Source organism: Streptomyces shinuiensis (assembly GCF_043660855.1).
Taxonomy (GTDB): domain Bacteria; phylum Actinomycetota; class Actinomycetes; order Streptomycetales; family Streptomycetaceae; genus Streptomyces.
In genome coordinates this window covers 3343842-3357429 of sequence record NZ_JBIHML010000001.1, presented here as the reverse complement: position 1 = coordinate 3357429, position 13588 = coordinate 3343842, and the positions used below count along the sequence as shown (strand labels likewise).

Here is a 13588-nt window from a genome sequence, read left to right as displayed (position 1 = left end):
CCGGGGCGGCCGACTGGCGAGACTACCCGCCGGTATCCCCCGCCCCGCCCGGTCGGCCGGGCGGGCGGGGCGGGGCGGGCGGGGCCGGTTCAGGCGGTCCGTACGGCGTCCAGCGCCGTGCGGATGGCCGCCGTGGCGTCGGGGGCGAGCAGGATGGAGTAGTGGTTGGCGCCGGGCACGCACCGCACGGTCACACCGGATTCGGCTCCGGGGCCGAGACCGGCCGCGGCGAGGCGGTCCTCGTCGTACAGCCCCTGCGGCTCGTCCAGCATGCCGCGCTCGGCCCACAGCAGGGTCACGGGCACTCCGGCCGAGGCGGCGGTCCGCACCGCCGCGAGGGTCTCCGGGCCGGCCAGGACGTCCGCCCCGTCGGCCCGTACCGCCTCCAGTGCGCAGCTACTGCGCAGCTCCGGCTCCCGCCCCACCAGATCGCGGTCGATGTAGGTCTGGACGTCGTCGTTCCAGTGCGGGCCAAGGGCCGGGTGCTCGCGGAAGAACGCACGGTACGCCTCCCGGTCGGGGAAGGTCATCGACAGCCGCCGCATCGCCGGGCCGATCACGGCCTCCAGCAGCCCGTCGATGTCCGTCCCCTCGGGGGCGGGGAAGCCCACGCCGCCGTCCACCAGCACCACGCCCGCGATCCGGTCCGGGTGGCGGGCCGCCGTCAGCGCGGCGACGAAGGCGCCCATGGAGTGGCCGACCAGCACCGCGCGTTCCCGGCCCAGGTGGTCCAGGAGGGCGATGACGTCCTCGGTGTGGGCGGCGAGCCCGTACGGCCCCGGGAGCGCGGCGCTGCGTGCCCGGCCGCGCAGGTCGGGGGCGTGCAGCGGGGCGTCCTCGCCCAGGGCTGCGGCCAGGGCGGCGAAGGAGCGGCCGTTGGCGGTGATGCCGTGCAGGGCGATCACCGGCTCCCCGGCGCCGGGCCACCGTGAGACGGCCAGCTCTCCCCCGCGCACCGGGACGGTCGTCTCCTCCACCGTGCGTCCGGTCCGTCCGGTCGTCGTCATCGGGTTCCCTCTCCCCTCCGCCAGGTCAGCGAGCGCCGTATCGACGCGATGCCGCCCGGTGCCGCGTACACCGCGATCACGAACAGCGTGCCGAGGACGACCATCGGCTCCGACAGCGGCGCGCGCAGGATACCCGGCAGCCCGTGCACCAGGTCCGAGCCGGCCAGCACCGCCAGCCGCTGGTCGAGGAAGGTGAACAGCACGCCGCCGATCAGCGGGCCCCAGCGGGTGCCGCTGCCGCCCAGGACGACCATCACCAGCAGGGTGAGGGTGAACTCCGGGGTGCTGGAGCGCGGGGTGACGCCCGCCGTGACCAGCAGGTGCAGCGCGCCGCCCAGCACGCCGAGTGCGGAGGCCAGGACGAAGACGCCGAGCTTGTGGCGGAACGGGTCGTAGCCGAGGACGGAGACCCGCTGCTCGTTGTCGCGGATGCCCTGCCAGACCCTGCCGACCGGCCGGGACACGGCCGTCCACACCACGGCGGCCGTCAGGGCGAGGTAGGCCAGGGCCAGCCAGTAGACGTTGGCGGTGTTCTGTACGCCGACCAGCGCGGCGGGCACTCCGCCGGTGTGCAGCGGCAGGCCCTCCTCGCCTCCGGTGAGGCCGCCCGGGTTGCGCTGCGCCCAGATCGAGCCGGCCTGGGCGAAGGCGAGGGTGACCATGGCGAAGCCGATGCCGCCCAGGGCCAGCCCGCGCAGCGAGACGGCGCCCAGGAGCACGGCGGCTGCCGTGCCGCCGGCCAGGGCCAGCCCGATGGCGGGGAAGAGTCCCAGGCCCAGTTCGGTCATGGCGAGCTGGGTGCCGTACGCGCCGCCGGCGACGTAGAGGGCGTGGCCGAAGGAGAGCAGGCCGGTGCGGCCGAACATCAGGTCGTAGCCGAGGGCGAGTCCGCCGAACACCAGGCACAGCGCCAGTAGTTGGAGCGATCCGGGCGAGTTGACCGGTCCGTCGAGCAGTACCGGGATCTCCAGGGCGGAGTACGGCAGCAGGGCCAGGACGGCCAGCACGGCGGCCGGTGCGAGCAGCCCCCGCCACCGGCGGGCGGGCCGGGCGTCGGGTCCGGCGGGGCCGGTGGGGCCGGCGGTGGGCGCGGACCGCTCGCCGGAGGAGGGCGGTGCGGCGGCCTGGGAGGCCGGGGAGGCTGTCATGCGACTCCTCCTGCGAGTCGGGGAGCGGGGCGGGCGAGGACGACGGCCGCGAGCAGTACGACGACGGCGAAGTCGCCGTAGCCGTCGACGTAGTAGTTGGCGTACTGCTGCACCAGGCCGACGGCGAGCGCGGAGAGCGCCACGCCGGGGATGGAGCCCATGCCGCCGATGACCACCACGACGAAGGCGAACACCAGCAGCGAGGTGCCCTGGTGGGGGGAGAGCGAGCCGAAGTAGAGCCCGCCGAGGACGCCCGCCAGCCCGGCGAGGGCGCCGCCGATGGCGAAGACGAGGGTGAAGGCGCGGGTGACGTCGATGCCCAGGGCGGTGACCATCGCCCGGTCCTCCACGCCCGCCCGCACGATCAGTCCGTAGCGGGTGCGGGAGAGGAAGAGGCTGACGGCCGCCAGTACCAGGAGGGCCACGGCGATCAGCACGAAGCGGCTGACCGGCACCTGCGCTCCCAGCACCCCGACGGTGCCCGACAGCGCGTCGGGGACGGGGAAGGGGCGGGAGTCCGCGCCCCAGACGGCCTGGACGAGCGCGGGGATGGCCAGCGAGAGGCCGACGGTGACCAGGATCTGCTCGCGGGGGCGCCCGTAGAGGCGGCGGATGAGGACGAGTTCGACGACGACCGCCAGCAGCGCGCCGGTGGCGGTGCCGACCAGCGCGGCCAGCGCCAGCCCGCCCGTGCCGCCGACGGTCTCGGCGGTGCGCCAGGCCGCGTACGCCGAGACGGTGAGGAAGGCGCCGTGGGCGAAGTTGAGGACGTCCATCAGGCCGAAGATCAGGGCGAGGCCGGAGGCGATGAGGAAGTACAGGGCGCCCAGGCCCAGTCCGGTGAGGGTGAGCAGGACCAGCGTGCTCATGGGGTGGCCTCCTTGGTCGCGTGCTCGCGCTGTCCCTGCCCCTCGGGCCCCTCGGGCCCCTCGGGACGTCCGGACCGCCCGGGGCGCTCCGGCCGCTCGTGGCGGCCGACGCCGAGCAGGCTCGTGGTGCGCTCGCGGTCGGCGAGGAGTCCGGCCGCGTCGCCGGTGTGGACGGTGCGGCCCGCGTCCAGCACCACGGCGTCACGCGCCAGGCGGCGTACGACGGCCAGGTTCTGTTCGACGAGCAGCACGGGGACGCGTTCGGCGGCGCGCTGGAGCACCTCGGCGACCTCGGTGACGACGCGGGGCGCGAGTCCCTTGGTCGGCTCGTCGACGATGACCAGGCGGTTGTCGTTGAGCAGGGCGCGGGCGAGGGCGACCATCTGCTGCTGGCCGCCGGAGAGGGTTCCGGCGCGCTGCCCGCGCCGGGCCTTCAGCTCGGGGAAGAGGTCGTGGACCAGGTCGTAGTGGTGGGGGCCGCCGGCGCGTTCGGCCAGGGTGAGGTTCTCGGCGACGGTGAGGGAGCCGAACACCCCGCGGTCCTCGGGCACGTAGCCGACGCCGCGCCGTACCACGGTGTGGGTGCGGTGGCCGGTGACGTCGGTGCCGTCCAGGTGGACGGTGCCGCCGGTGACCTCGCCCTCCTCGGGCAGCAGGCCCAGTACGGCGCGGACGGTGGTGGTCTTGCCGACGCCGTTGCGGCCCAGCAGGGCGGTGGTGCCGGTGGGGGCGACGTCGAAGCCGACGCCCTGGAGGATGCTGGACTGGCCGATGCGCACCCGCAGGTCGCGCACGGACAGGATGGGGGGCGGTGCGGGGTCCGGCCCGGGGTTCGTGCTCACAGTTCCTCCCCCACGTACGCCTCCTGGACGGTCGGATCGGCCATCACCGCGTCGGGTGTGCCGGTGGCCAGCAGGGTGCCGTGGTGCATCACGGCCACCCGGTCGGCGAGGCCGAGCAGGATGTCCATGTGGTGCTCGACCATCAGCACGGTGCGGCCCTCGGTGCGGTGGAGGGTGCGGATGACATCGGTCAGCTCGCCGACCTCCTCGGCGGCGACGCCCGCCATGGGCTCGTCCAGGAGCATCAGACGGGGCCCGCCCGGGGAGGAGCCCCCGTGCGCGAGGGTGGGGGCGAGCAGCACGGCGAGTTCCAGCTTGCGCTTGTCGCCGTGGGACAGGCCCCCGGCGAGGTCGTCGGCTCGCCGGGCGAGCCGTACGCGCTCCAGTACGGCCCGCACGCCCTCCCCGTCCTCCGCGACCCGCCTCGCGCCGGCCGCGCGGGCGGCCAGGGCGACGTGCTCGGCGACGGTCATGGTCGGGAAGACGGAGGAGGACTGGAAGGTGCGGCCCAGCCCGCGGCGGGCGCGGCGGTGGGGCGGCAGGCCGGTGATGTCGGCGCCGTCCAGGCGGACGGTGCCCGCGGTGGGGCGGGTGATGCCGGAGACGAGGTTGAACAGGGAGGTCTTGCCGGCGCCGTTGGGGCCGATGACGGCGACGAACTCGCCTTCCTCCACGGCCATCCCGATCCCGTCGACGATGGTCGCCGCACCGACGGACCAGCTCAGTCCGCTCAGTTCGAGGACAGGTGCCACTGTCGTCAGCCGATCTTCTTCTCGGTGGGGGCGATTCCCTGCGCGTCGACGGTGAAGACCACCTTCGGCGCGTCGCCGTCGAACTCCGCCTGGAACATGGGCTGGACGAGGGCGTGGTCGGTCGCGCGGACGGTGTTCTCGCCCTTGATGCCCGGGAAGGTGTAGCCCTCCAGGGCCTTGACCATGGCGTCGGTGTCGCCGTCGGCGCCGGCCTCGCGGACGGCCTGGGCGACCATCTGGGCGGCGTTGAAGCCGTCGGGCGTGAACAGGTCGGTCTTCCAGCCCTTCTTCCCGAAGTACTCCTCGACGGCCTCGGTCTCGGGGTTGTCGATGGCGCCGGGCACGTAGTGGGCCAGCAGGGTGACCTTGTCGCGGGCCTTGCCGAAGACGGGGTAGCTGGCGCGGCCGTCGAGCCCGGTGACGACGGTGGCGGCGTCGAGCACGCCCTGCTGGTCGAGGGTGGTCCACATCGACTGGGCGGTGTCGCCGGCCCAGGCGACGAAGACCATGTCGGGCCCGGCGGCCTTGACCTTGGTGGCGGTCGGGGTGAGGTCGGTGGCGCTGGGCGGGGCGAGGACGGAGTCCACGGTGGTGCCGTCGGTGCCGAGCACGCTCTCCACGGCGGCGACGTTGGCCTGGCCGAAGGCGTTGTCCTGGGCGAGGACGACGACCTTCTTCCCCTTGCCGTCCTCACCGTCCTTGCCGTCCTCCTGCCTCATGAGGATCTGCTGGGCGGTGGCCACGTCCTGGAAGGTCTGGCGCCCGGAGCGGAAGGTGTACTTGTTGACGCCGGTGAGGGCGTCGGTGGCGGCGGGGCCGGATATGTAGAGGACCTTGTTCTGGGCGGCGACCGGCGCGATCTGGGTGGCGACGCCGGAGGCGGCCGTGCCGGCGATGATCCGCACGCCCTGACCGGCGCTCTTCTTGGCCAGCGAGACGCCCTTGGCGGGGTCGCCGCCGTCGTCGTACCTGGTGACCTTGATCTCGACGCCTTCGATCTTCCCGGTGCCGTCGGTGGCGTGGTCGAGCCCCGCCTCGAAGCCCCGGAGGTACTGCTCGCCGTAGGAGGCCAGCGGGCCGCTGGTGGAGGTGATCAGGGCGACCTCGACCTCCTTGGCTCCACCGTCGCCGGAGGCGGTGGCTCCGGGGCTGGAGCAGGAGGTGGCGAGTGCGGCTGCCACGGCTGCCGCGGCGAGAGAGGTGATGGCGGGTCTGCGCATGGCGGGAGGGCTCCTCGGCGGATCGTGTACGGGCCACCGGTGGGTGGCCGGCTCGCGGTGCTGATGCCTGGCAGCGTCCGCCCCACCCGTGCACACCGGCAATGTCCGTGCCGTACACAGGAAGACCCCGGCGCATGGGTCGTCGCCACATGGGTGCCGGGGTGTCCCGGTTCCGCGGTGCGGTCCTGCGGTGCGGTCCCGCCCGCCGGTCCGTCCGCTCACCCGCCGCGCAGCAGGTGCGCGAACGCCTCCAGGTTGCGCGTGGACTCCCCGCGGGAGGTCCGCCAGGCGTACTCCTTGCGGATGGAGGTGGCGAAGCCCATCTCCAGGAGGGTGTTGAACGCCCCGTCGGCGTTCTCCACGACCACGCCGAGCAGCCGGTCCACCTCCTCGGGGGTGACGGCCGGCAGCGGCAGCTTCCCCGCCAGATAGACGTCGCCGAGGCTGTCGATGGCGTAACCCAGCCCGTAAAGGCGGATGTTGCGCTCCAGCAGCCAGCGGTGGACCTCGGCGTGGTTCTCGTCCGGGCGGCGGACGACGAAGGCGTTGACGGACAGGGAGTGCCTGCCGACGATCAGGGAGCAGGTCGTGGAGAGCTTGCGGGTGCCCGGCAGCGTGACGACGTAGTTGCCGTCGGACGGGCTCTCCCACTTCAGCTCGGCCTCACGCAGCGTCTGCTCGATCGCGGCCCTGGCCTTCGCGGCCGCGTCGCCGCCGCTGTTGTCGCGCTTGTCACCCATGTGCCGATCGTAGGTGACGGCGGCGTCCGGCCATCGCCTCGGCGTACACCTCGGCGGTGGTGGCGGCGGCGGTGTCCCAGCCGAAGCCGCTCGCGTGGCGGGCGGCGGCCTCGCCCATGCGGGCCGCCAGCTCCCGGTCGTCGATCAGCCGACGCAGCGCCCGCGCGTAGCCGGCCGGCTCGTGGCCGTCGACGAGGAAGCCGCTGGCCCCGTCGCGCACCGCCACCGGCAGCCCGCCGACGGACGCGGCGACGACGGGTGTGCCGCATGCCTGGGCCTCGGCGGCGACCAGGCCGAAGGACTCGCTGTGGGAGGGCATCACCAGCACGCTCGCCGCGCGGTACCAGTCGGCGAGGAGGTCCTGGCCGACCGGCGGGTGGAAGCGCACCACGTCGGTGATGCCGAGGCGGGCGGCGAGCTTCTGGAGCTGCTCGGGCTTGGCCAGCCCGCTGCCGCTGGGTCCGCCGACGACGGGGACGACGAGGCGTTCGCGCAGGAAGGGGTCCTCGTCCAGCAGCAGGCGGGTGGCGCGCAGCAGGACGTCGGGGGCCTTGAGCGGCTGTATCCGCCCGGCGAACAGGGGTATGAAGGCGTCCTGCGGCAGGCCCAGGCGGGCGCGGGCGGCGGCGCGGCCGTCGGCGGGGCGGAAGCGGTCGAGGTTGACGCCGGGGTGTACGACGGCCGTGCGGGCGGGGTCGGCGTCGTAGTGGTGGACGAGCTCGCCCGCCTCCTCGGCGGTGTTGGCGATGAGCCGGTCGGCCGCCCGTACGATCTGCGTCTCGCCGATGACGCGGGCGGCGGGCTCGGGGGTGTCGCCCTCGGCGAGGGCGGCGTTCTTGACCTTGGCCATGGTGTGCATGGCGTGCACCAGGGGTACGCCCCAGCGTTCGGCGGCGAGCCAGCCGACGTGGCCGGAGAGCCAGTAGTGGGAGTGGACCAGGTCGTAGTGGCCGGGCCGGTGGCGGGCCCAGGCGCGCATCACGCCGTGGGTGAAGGCGCACAGCTGGGCGGGCAGCTCCTCCTTGGCGAGCCCCTCGTAGGGGCCGGCGTCCACATGCCGCACCAGTACGCCGGGGGCGAGCTCGACGGCGGGCGGGAGCGCGCCGGTGGTGGCACGGGTGAAGATCTCCACCTCGGTGCCCTGGGCGGCGAGCTGCCTGGCCAGTTCCACGATGTAGACGTTCATGCCGCCGGCGTCGCCGGTGCCGGGCTGGTGCAACGGCGATGTGTGGACGCTGAACATGGCCACGCGGCGGGGCCGTCGCGTGAACCGGTGCAGGCGCCGACCGAGCCTGGTGGGATGCGGGCTCACCTGCGCTGCCTCCTCCGGGATGGTACGCCGAGCGACGGTCCGCTCTCTCGGGGTGCCAACGCCGGCGGAGGCCGTTCCCTTCCCGCCCCCGCCCGCTTTGCCAAACCGTGACGTGCGGGCGCGGCGGGCGCCTGGTCCGCGCCGGGCGGTACGCGGCGGGACCGTAGGGTTGCCGGTATGGGCAGGCGTGGGGCGGAGCGGCCCGTGGGGGCCGTCACGCGGGGAACGACGAATCCGAACCGGCTGCGGCGCATGGACCGCTGGATCGCCGCCGTCCACGGGCCCGCGCTGCGCCGCGCCGCCGGTCCGTACGGCCCCGTCGCCGTGGACCTGGGATACGGCGCCGCGCCCTGGACGGCCGTCGAGCTGCTGGAGCGGCTGCGGACGGCGTGCGGGTCCGTGAGCGTCACCGGGATCGAGATCGATCCGGCGCGGGTCGAGGCCGCCCGCCCCTACGAGCGCCCCGGCCTGGTCTTCGCCCACGGCGGTTTCGAGGTGCCGCTGCCGGGCGGGCGGCGGCCCGTGCTGATCCGGGCCGCGAACGTGCTGCGGCAGTACGACGAGCGGGATGTCGTCCCCGTCTGGGACCGGCTGCGTGCCCGCCTGGCACCCGGCGGGCTGCTGGTGGAGGGGACGTGCGACGAGATCGGGCGGCGCCACGTGTGGGTGGCGATCGGCCCGGAGGGGCCGCGCACGGTGACGTTCGCGACCCGGCTCGGCTCCCTGGGCACCCCCTCCGACCTGGCCGAACGGCTGCCCAAGGCGCTCATCCACCGCAATGTGCCCGGTGAGCCGGTGCACGCCTTCCTGCTCGACATGGACCGGGCCTGGGCGGCGGCCTCCCCGTACGCCGCGCTGGGCGCGCGGCAGCGCTGGACGCGCTCGGTGAGGGAGGTCGCCGCCCGCTGGCCGGTCGTGGACGGGCCGCGCCGCTGGCGCCAGGGCGAGGTCACCGTGCGGTGGGAGGCCCTGGCGCCGGGCGGCGGCGGGAGGGGGACATGAGGGCGCGGAGCCCTCGGGGTCAGCTCGTCAGCTCCCTCTTGCCCGGACCTCCGCTGACCTGGATCCTGCGCGGCTTGGCCTGCTCGGCCACCGGGACGCGCAGCGTCAGGACGCCGGCGTCGTACGAGGCGTCGATCCGGTCGGTGTCGAGGGTGTCGCCGAGGAAGATCTGCCGGCTGAACTTGCCTGTGGGCCGCTCGGCGGCGATCCGCTCGGCGTCGTCCGGCCCGAGCCACCGGCGCTCGGCGTGGACGGTCAGGATGTTGCGCTCGACGTCGAGGTCGATGCTCTCCGGGTCGACGCCGGGGAGGTCGAAGTGGACCACCACGTCGTCACCGGAGCGGTAGGCGTCCATCGGCATTCCGACCGGACGGGCCGTGGTGCCCAGCAGCTGCTCTGTGAGGCGGTCGAGCTCGCGGAACGGGTCGGTACGCATCAGCATCACGGGTCATCTCCTTCCCTGGCACTGCGTCCTGTGATGCCCTCTGACTCTTGTATAACTCCAGGAAGGAAAATTGACAAGCATGCACTCAAGTATGATGGAAGCAGCAGGTCACAGGCACGCTTCGGAGCCCTGACCGGAAGGCGGGACACCCTCTCCGCTATCCGGCCGCCGCCCGGGGGGTGCGGAACTGCGTGCGCAGGTAGGCGTCGAACACCCGGCCGCCCAGCAGGCGCCGGGTGTGCACCAGGGCCCTGGCGGCGGGGGTGACCACGTAGCGGGTGCGCGGCCGGGCGGCGGTGGCGGCGCGCTCGACGACCCCGGCGACGGCCTCGGGCGGGGCGGACAGCAGCTTCGAACCGTAGGACGCGGCCATCCGGCGGTCGGTGACGGCGTTCAGCGCCGCGTAGGGCCCGGCGGCGGCCCCCGACCCCGCCAGGGAGCGGGCCGCGGTGTCGCTGAAACCGGTGCGGATCAGGCCGGGCTCGACCAGGCTGACCCCGACCCCGAACGGCGCGGCCTCGAAGCGCAGCGCGTCGGTGAGCGCCTCCACCGCGTACTTGCTGGCGTGGTAGTAGCCGCCGGCGGGGAAGACCAGCCTGCCGCCCATGGAGCCGATGTTGACGATGCGGCCGCGCCCGGCGGCGCGCATGCCGGGCAGTGCCAGCTGCGTCATCCGCGCCAGCCCGAAGACATTGGTCTCGAACTGCCGGCGCACCCTGTCCAGGTCCGCCTCCTCGACGGTGCCGTACTCGCCGTATCCGGCGTTGTTGACCAGGATCCCGACCGAGCCGTGCTCGGCCTCCACCGCCGTGACGGCCGCGGCCATGGACTCCTCGTCGGTCACGTCCAGGGCCAGGACGCGGGCCCCCGCGCCGGTGAGGTCGGCGACGGACCCGGTGCGGCGGGCGGTGGCGTAGACGGTCAGCTCCGGACGGCGGGCCAGGCGCAGGGCCGCGGCCCTGCCTATGCCCGAGGACGCTCCGGTGATCAGCACGGCGGTGGTCATGAGTGCTCCTTCGGGGCGGTGCGGGAACGGTCGAGGCCCGCGGTGAACAGCTCCACGCCCCGGCGCAGCCGCCGGGCCGGGGCGCCGGGGTCGGACAGGTCGGCCTCCAGGCCGCGGGTGAAGGCCAGGAGGAGTCCGGCGAACTCGGCGGCGTCCGCGTCCGGGTGCTCGGCGGCGACGACGGAGGCGAGCAGATCGCGCATGGCGGCGTCGTAGGCGGCGATCGGCTCCGCCGACAGGCGGGCGTCGACACTCAGCAGCTCGACCGCGTGTGCGGGGCTGTCGGCCCACACCTTCGCGAGCATCCCGAGCTTGGCCTCCAGGACGCCGGTCAGCCGGACCGTGAGCCCGCCCGGGGCCCCGGCGGCGGCGCACGCCCCGGCCAGGGAGGTGTCGAGCAGGCGCGCGACCAGTCGCCGGAACGCGTCCTCCTTGTTGCGTACGTGCTGGTAGAGGACGGGGCGCGACATGCCCGCCTCCCGCGCGATGTCCTCCATGGTCGTGCGCCTCACCCCGTGACGCGTGAAGCACGCGTACGCGGCGTCCAGGATCCGTTCGATCCGCTCGTCATCCGACATGCAGACATTCTTTGCACAGAATGTCTGAACGTCAAGCCGAGTCCGCGCCCCGGAGTACGTCGACGGCGGTGAGCACGGCCGTGCGATCGGCCTCCTCGCCGGTGAGGCCGTACCACCACACGCCGAGCGGCGACCGGCCCGTGTCGTTGAGGGAGACGACCGCGGCGCGGCGGGCGGGGTCCACGGCGACGAGCTGGCCGCCGGAGCCGTCGGCCCAGACCAGGCGGTGCTCGGAGTCGGTCCACCACAGCAGGCCGTATCCGTCGTAGACGTCGCTGTAGCCGACGCGGGAGTGCCGCTCCAGCGTCCGCTCCACCCACTCCCGCGGAATGACCTGCCGACCCTGCCAGCGACCGCCGTCGGCGTAGAGGATGGCGAAACGGGCCAGGTCCCCGGCGCTCATGCAGAAGCGGTACATGCGCAGCTCCGTGTCGTCCGAGGCCTGGTAGACGACATTGCCGGGACCGAAGTCGCGCATGCCGGTGGGCTCGGCGATCCACTCGGTGAAGGCCTCGCCGAGGGTGAGGCCGGTGCGCCGCTCGAAGATCACGCCCAGGGCGTTGAAGTCCCAGTTGTTGTAGTAGAAGAACGTGCCGGAGCGGTGGCTGCCGCGGGCCGGACGGCGCTCCTTCATCCCGCCCGACTCGCCGATCGAGGGCAGGTAGACGCCGGAGCGGGCCCGGAGCAGGTCCCAGACGGTGGCGCTCTTCTCCGTGGCGGTCAGCGGGGTGGTCGGCTCGTCGACGCCCAGCTCGCCCAGGGTGGCGTCCAGGTCGATCAGCCCGCGGTCGGCGGCGGACTTCGAGGACGGCGCCCTGTACGCCGCCGTGGCCGCCTGGGCGGTGCTGCAGGGGCAGGTCGCGCTGGAGGCGCTCGGGCAGCGGCCGTTCCCCACCGCCGACGCCGGCGCGGTCTTCGACAACACCGTGGAGACCGTACTCGGCGGCCTCACGTCCGTCTGATCCCGGACCGGGCCCCGCGGCGGGCACGCGACCGCCGCACCGGCCTCCTCAGCCGAGGTGGAGAGCGGCCAGCAGGGCGTCGACGAGCAGCCGGTCCTGCTCCCGGGTGAGCTGCCGGCGGGCCTCCCGCGGAGGCAGCCACAGCAGCCGGTCCACCTCGTCGCCGGGGGTGAACGCCCCGCCGGTCGCCTCGGCCGCCCAGTAGCGGACCTCCTTGGTCCGGCCGCCGGTCTCGTAGTGCGTGGTGGGCAGCACCGCGCCCGGCGTGCAGGACATGCCGGTCTCCTCGCGCACCTCGCGCACCGCCGCGGGCAGGGCCGCCTCGCCCGGCTCGAGCTTGCCTTTCGGGTGCGACCAGTCGTCCCACTTGGGCCGGTGGACGAGCGCGATCTCGATGCCCGCCTCACCGGCACAGCCGCCTTCGCCCGTCCCCGCGCCGGAGCGCGTACGGCGCCACAGCACGCAGCCGGCCGCGCGGATCGTACGGGAGCGTGAGCCGGGACCGGGCGTGGGACCGGCTCCCGGGCCGCCCATCAGCGGCCCCGCTCCGCGCCGAAGGCCGCCGGGGCCGCCTCGGCCCCCGGCGCCTGCCGGTCCGCTCCGGCCGGCCGGGTCCGGTGGGCGGGGGCCTCCGGGCGCCACAGCCGCCCGAAGCCGAACCTCGCCGCCTCCACCTCGTGCCGCTGGTCGGCGTGGAGCACCCCCAGCACGTAGGCGGTGGCGGGGGCGATACGGGGGGTGCGGGCGGCGGCGGCCGCCGCCGAGGCCGCCTCGGCGGCGTCCCGGTGCCGGTCCAGGGCCCGGCTCGCGGCGGTCAGCGCGGGGTCCTCGGCGCCCAGCACCTCATGGGCGTAACGGCGCAGCCGCACCAGCAGCCGCACCTGGTTCCAGGCCGCGTCCAGTTCCCCGTCCACGACGAGGGTGTGGGCGAACGCCTCGCCGTTGTACGACTGGCGGGCCCGGGTCAGCGGAAGCGCCTCCACCGCCTCCACCGCCCGCCGGTGGGCCAGCTCCGCCAGCGGCGGCAGTACGCGTACGGCCGGGCGGGCGGCGGCCTCACCGGCCAGCGGCGCCTCGGAGGCCAGGACGGCGACCGCGTCGGCCACGGCGTGGAAGCGGGCCGAGCCCAGCGTCTGGAGGGCGGCGGAGTGGGCGCGGGTCCGGGCGAGGGTGAGCTGCCGCTCCAGCAGTGCCCCGGCGCGGGCGGCGCCGATCCCCAGGCCGCCGCCGGGCGAGGAGGAGCCGCGCTGGGCGGGCGGCCCGGTGGTCACGGGGCCGGTCGCGGGGCCGTCGGCGCCCGCCGTCCCGGTGGGCACGGACGACAGCCGGTGCAGCGCCCCCAGCAGCCGGTCCAGCCGCACCTCGTACGCCTGCTCCCGCCCCAGCACGCCCGACAGCCAGGCCAGCTCGGAGCCTAGCTGGCCGGTCCGCGCGGTGTCGGTCAGCGGCCGGTAGACCCGCAGTGCCGCGCCGACGCGGCGGGCGCAGCGGCGCATCGTCCGCACGGCCCCGGCCGCGACGGCCGCCGACTCGGCGCTGCCCGCGCTCTCCTCGTGCAGCCGCAGACCGCGCAGGAAACCGGTGGCCTGCCGGTGGAGGTAGTCGGCCAGCACCTCGCCCGCCGTGGCCTCCCCCAGATCCGAGAGCGCCTCGCAGGGGCCCTCGCGGACCTCCGGAAGCGTCTTCGGACACGGCTCCCCTCCCC

The 13588-nt window shown here is 74.7% G+C and carries 15 protein-coding genes and 1 pseudogene; 2 read left to right on the top strand and 14 right to left on the bottom strand.

What is annotated here, in order from left to right:
- Window positions 1–89 precede the first annotated feature (89 nt).
- The 8 genes from ACGRHY_RS15315 to mshA form a co-directional block, all read right to left on the bottom strand.
- Window positions 90–1007, bottom strand: coding sequence for an alpha/beta hydrolase (locus tag ACGRHY_RS15315; RefSeq protein WP_394635896.1), 918 nt, complete (start codon window positions 1005–1007; stop codon window positions 90–92).
- A complete protein-coding gene (locus ACGRHY_RS15310) occupies window positions 1004–2155 on the bottom strand; it encodes a branched-chain amino acid ABC transporter permease (protein ID WP_394635895.1) in 1152 nt (383 codons plus the stop codon). The genes ACGRHY_RS15315 and ACGRHY_RS15310 overlap by 4 nt, the downstream gene beginning before the upstream one ends.
- Window positions 2152–3024, bottom strand: a complete 873-nt coding sequence (locus ACGRHY_RS15305) for a branched-chain amino acid ABC transporter permease (protein WP_394635894.1) — start codon at window positions 3022–3024, stop codon at window positions 2152–2154. Before ACGRHY_RS15305 ends, ACGRHY_RS15310 begins: the two co-directional genes overlap by 4 nt.
- Complete coding sequence (locus ACGRHY_RS15300; RefSeq protein WP_394635893.1) at window positions 3021–3866, bottom strand: ABC transporter ATP-binding protein; 846 nt, start codon at window positions 3864–3866, stop codon at window positions 3021–3023. Before ACGRHY_RS15300 ends, ACGRHY_RS15305 begins: the two co-directional genes overlap by 4 nt.
- Entirely contained in the window at window positions 3863–4618 is a 756-nt protein-coding gene (locus ACGRHY_RS15295; protein ID WP_394635892.1) for an ABC transporter ATP-binding protein, read from the bottom strand. The genes ACGRHY_RS15300 and ACGRHY_RS15295 overlap by 4 nt, the downstream gene beginning before the upstream one ends.
- A 5-nt stretch (window positions 4619–4623) precedes the next feature.
- Complete coding sequence (locus ACGRHY_RS15290; RefSeq protein ID WP_394635891.1) at window positions 4624–5838, bottom strand: substrate-binding domain-containing protein; 1215 nt, start codon at window positions 5836–5838, stop codon at window positions 4624–4626.
- 218 nt (window positions 5839–6056) lie between these two features.
- The gene (locus ACGRHY_RS15285; protein ID WP_394635890.1) at window positions 6057–6578 is read right to left on the bottom strand and encodes a type III secretion system chaperone family protein; all 522 of its coding nucleotides are present in this window, start codon (window positions 6576–6578) and stop codon (window positions 6057–6059) included.
- On the bottom strand, window positions 6571–7890 hold the full coding sequence (gene mshA, locus ACGRHY_RS15280; protein WP_394635889.1) for a D-inositol-3-phosphate glycosyltransferase: 1320 nt from the start codon (window positions 7888–7890) through the stop codon (window positions 6571–6573). The genes ACGRHY_RS15285 and mshA overlap by 8 nt, the downstream gene beginning before the upstream one ends.
- Window positions 7891–8067: 177 nt before the next feature.
- Here mshA and ACGRHY_RS15275 point away from each other — a divergent pair, with 177 nt between their 5' ends.
- Complete coding sequence (locus ACGRHY_RS15275; protein ID WP_394635888.1) at window positions 8068–8892, top strand: class I SAM-dependent methyltransferase; 825 nt, start codon at window positions 8068–8070, stop codon at window positions 8890–8892.
- A gap of 19 nt (window positions 8893–8911) precedes the next feature.
- Here ACGRHY_RS15275 and ACGRHY_RS15270 read toward each other — a convergent pair whose 3' ends face one another.
- The 4 genes and pseudogenes from ACGRHY_RS15270 to ACGRHY_RS15255 all read right to left on the bottom strand — a co-directional run.
- Window positions 8912–9334, bottom strand: coding sequence for an Hsp20/alpha crystallin family protein (locus ACGRHY_RS15270; RefSeq protein WP_394638063.1), 423 nt, complete (start codon window positions 9332–9334; stop codon window positions 8912–8914).
- Between the two features lie 160 nt (window positions 9335–9494).
- Window positions 9495–10343, bottom strand: a complete 849-nt coding sequence (locus ACGRHY_RS15265; RefSeq protein WP_394635887.1) for an oxidoreductase — start codon at window positions 10341–10343, stop codon at window positions 9495–9497.
- Window positions 10340–10921 (bottom strand): TetR/AcrR family transcriptional regulator, encoded by a 582-nt coding sequence (locus ACGRHY_RS15260; RefSeq protein ID WP_394635886.1) that lies wholly within the window; start codon window positions 10919–10921, stop codon window positions 10340–10342. The genes ACGRHY_RS15265 and ACGRHY_RS15260 overlap by 4 nt, the downstream gene beginning before the upstream one ends.
- Before the next feature lie 31 nt (window positions 10922–10952).
- Window positions 10953–11705, bottom strand: a pseudogene (locus tag ACGRHY_RS15255) (serine hydrolase domain-containing protein); the annotation flags it as partial.
- On the opposite strand from ACGRHY_RS15255, the gene ACGRHY_RS15250 reads away from it, so the two are divergent.
- The gene (locus tag ACGRHY_RS15250; protein WP_394638062.1) at window positions 11620–11883 is read left to right on the top strand and encodes a WHG domain-containing protein; all 264 of its coding nucleotides are present in this window, start codon (window positions 11620–11622) and stop codon (window positions 11881–11883) included. The pseudogene ACGRHY_RS15255 and the gene ACGRHY_RS15250 overlap by 86 nt on opposite strands.
- A gap of 48 nt (window positions 11884–11931) precedes the next feature.
- Here ACGRHY_RS15250 and ACGRHY_RS15245 read toward each other — a convergent pair whose 3' ends face one another.
- Both ACGRHY_RS15245 and ACGRHY_RS15240 read right to left on the bottom strand, forming a co-directional pair.
- Window positions 11932–12417, bottom strand: coding sequence for an NUDIX hydrolase (locus ACGRHY_RS15245; protein ID WP_394635885.1), 486 nt, complete (start codon window positions 12415–12417; stop codon window positions 11932–11934).
- Window positions 12417–13520, bottom strand: a complete 1104-nt coding sequence (locus tag ACGRHY_RS15240; RefSeq protein WP_491630975.1) for a CHAD domain-containing protein — start codon at window positions 13518–13520, stop codon at window positions 12417–12419. The genes ACGRHY_RS15245 and ACGRHY_RS15240 overlap by 1 nt, the downstream gene beginning before the upstream one ends.
- Between the last annotated feature and the right edge of the window lie 68 nt (window positions 13521–13588).

Coding starts and splice junctions, on each gene's coding strand:
- ACGRHY_RS15310 (WP_394635895.1), bottom strand. CDS start 2,155: ATGACAGCCTCCCCGGCCTCCCAGGCCGCCGCACCGCCCTCCTCCGGC.
- ACGRHY_RS15315 (WP_394635896.1), bottom strand. CDS start 1,007: ATGACGACGACCGGACGGACCGGACGCACGGTGGAGGAGACGACCGTC.
- ACGRHY_RS15265 (WP_394635887.1), bottom strand. CDS start 10,343: ATGACCACCGCCGTGCTGATCACCGGAGCGTCCTCGGGCATAGGCAGG.
- ACGRHY_RS15270 (WP_394638063.1), bottom strand. CDS start 9,334: ATGCTGATGCGTACCGACCCGTTCCGCGAGCTCGACCGCCTCACAGAG.
- ACGRHY_RS15285 (WP_394635890.1), bottom strand. CDS start 6,578: ATGGGTGACAAGCGCGACAACAGCGGCGGCGACGCGGCCGCGAAGGCC.
- ACGRHY_RS15245 (WP_394635885.1), bottom strand. CDS start 12,417: ATGGGCGGCCCGGGAGCCGGTCCCACGCCCGGTCCCGGCTCACGCTCC.
- ACGRHY_RS15305 (WP_394635894.1), bottom strand. CDS start 3,024: ATGAGCACGCTGGTCCTGCTCACCCTCACCGGACTGGGCCTGGGCGCC.
- ACGRHY_RS15260 (WP_394635886.1), bottom strand. CDS start 10,921: ATGTCGGATGACGAGCGGATCGAACGGATCCTGGACGCCGCGTACGCG.
- ACGRHY_RS15290 (WP_394635891.1), bottom strand. CDS start 5,838: ATGCGCAGACCCGCCATCACCTCTCTCGCCGCGGCAGCCGTGGCAGCC.
- ACGRHY_RS15275 (WP_394635888.1), top strand. CDS start 8,068: ATGGGCAGGCGTGGGGCGGAGCGGCCCGTGGGGGCCGTCACGCGGGGA.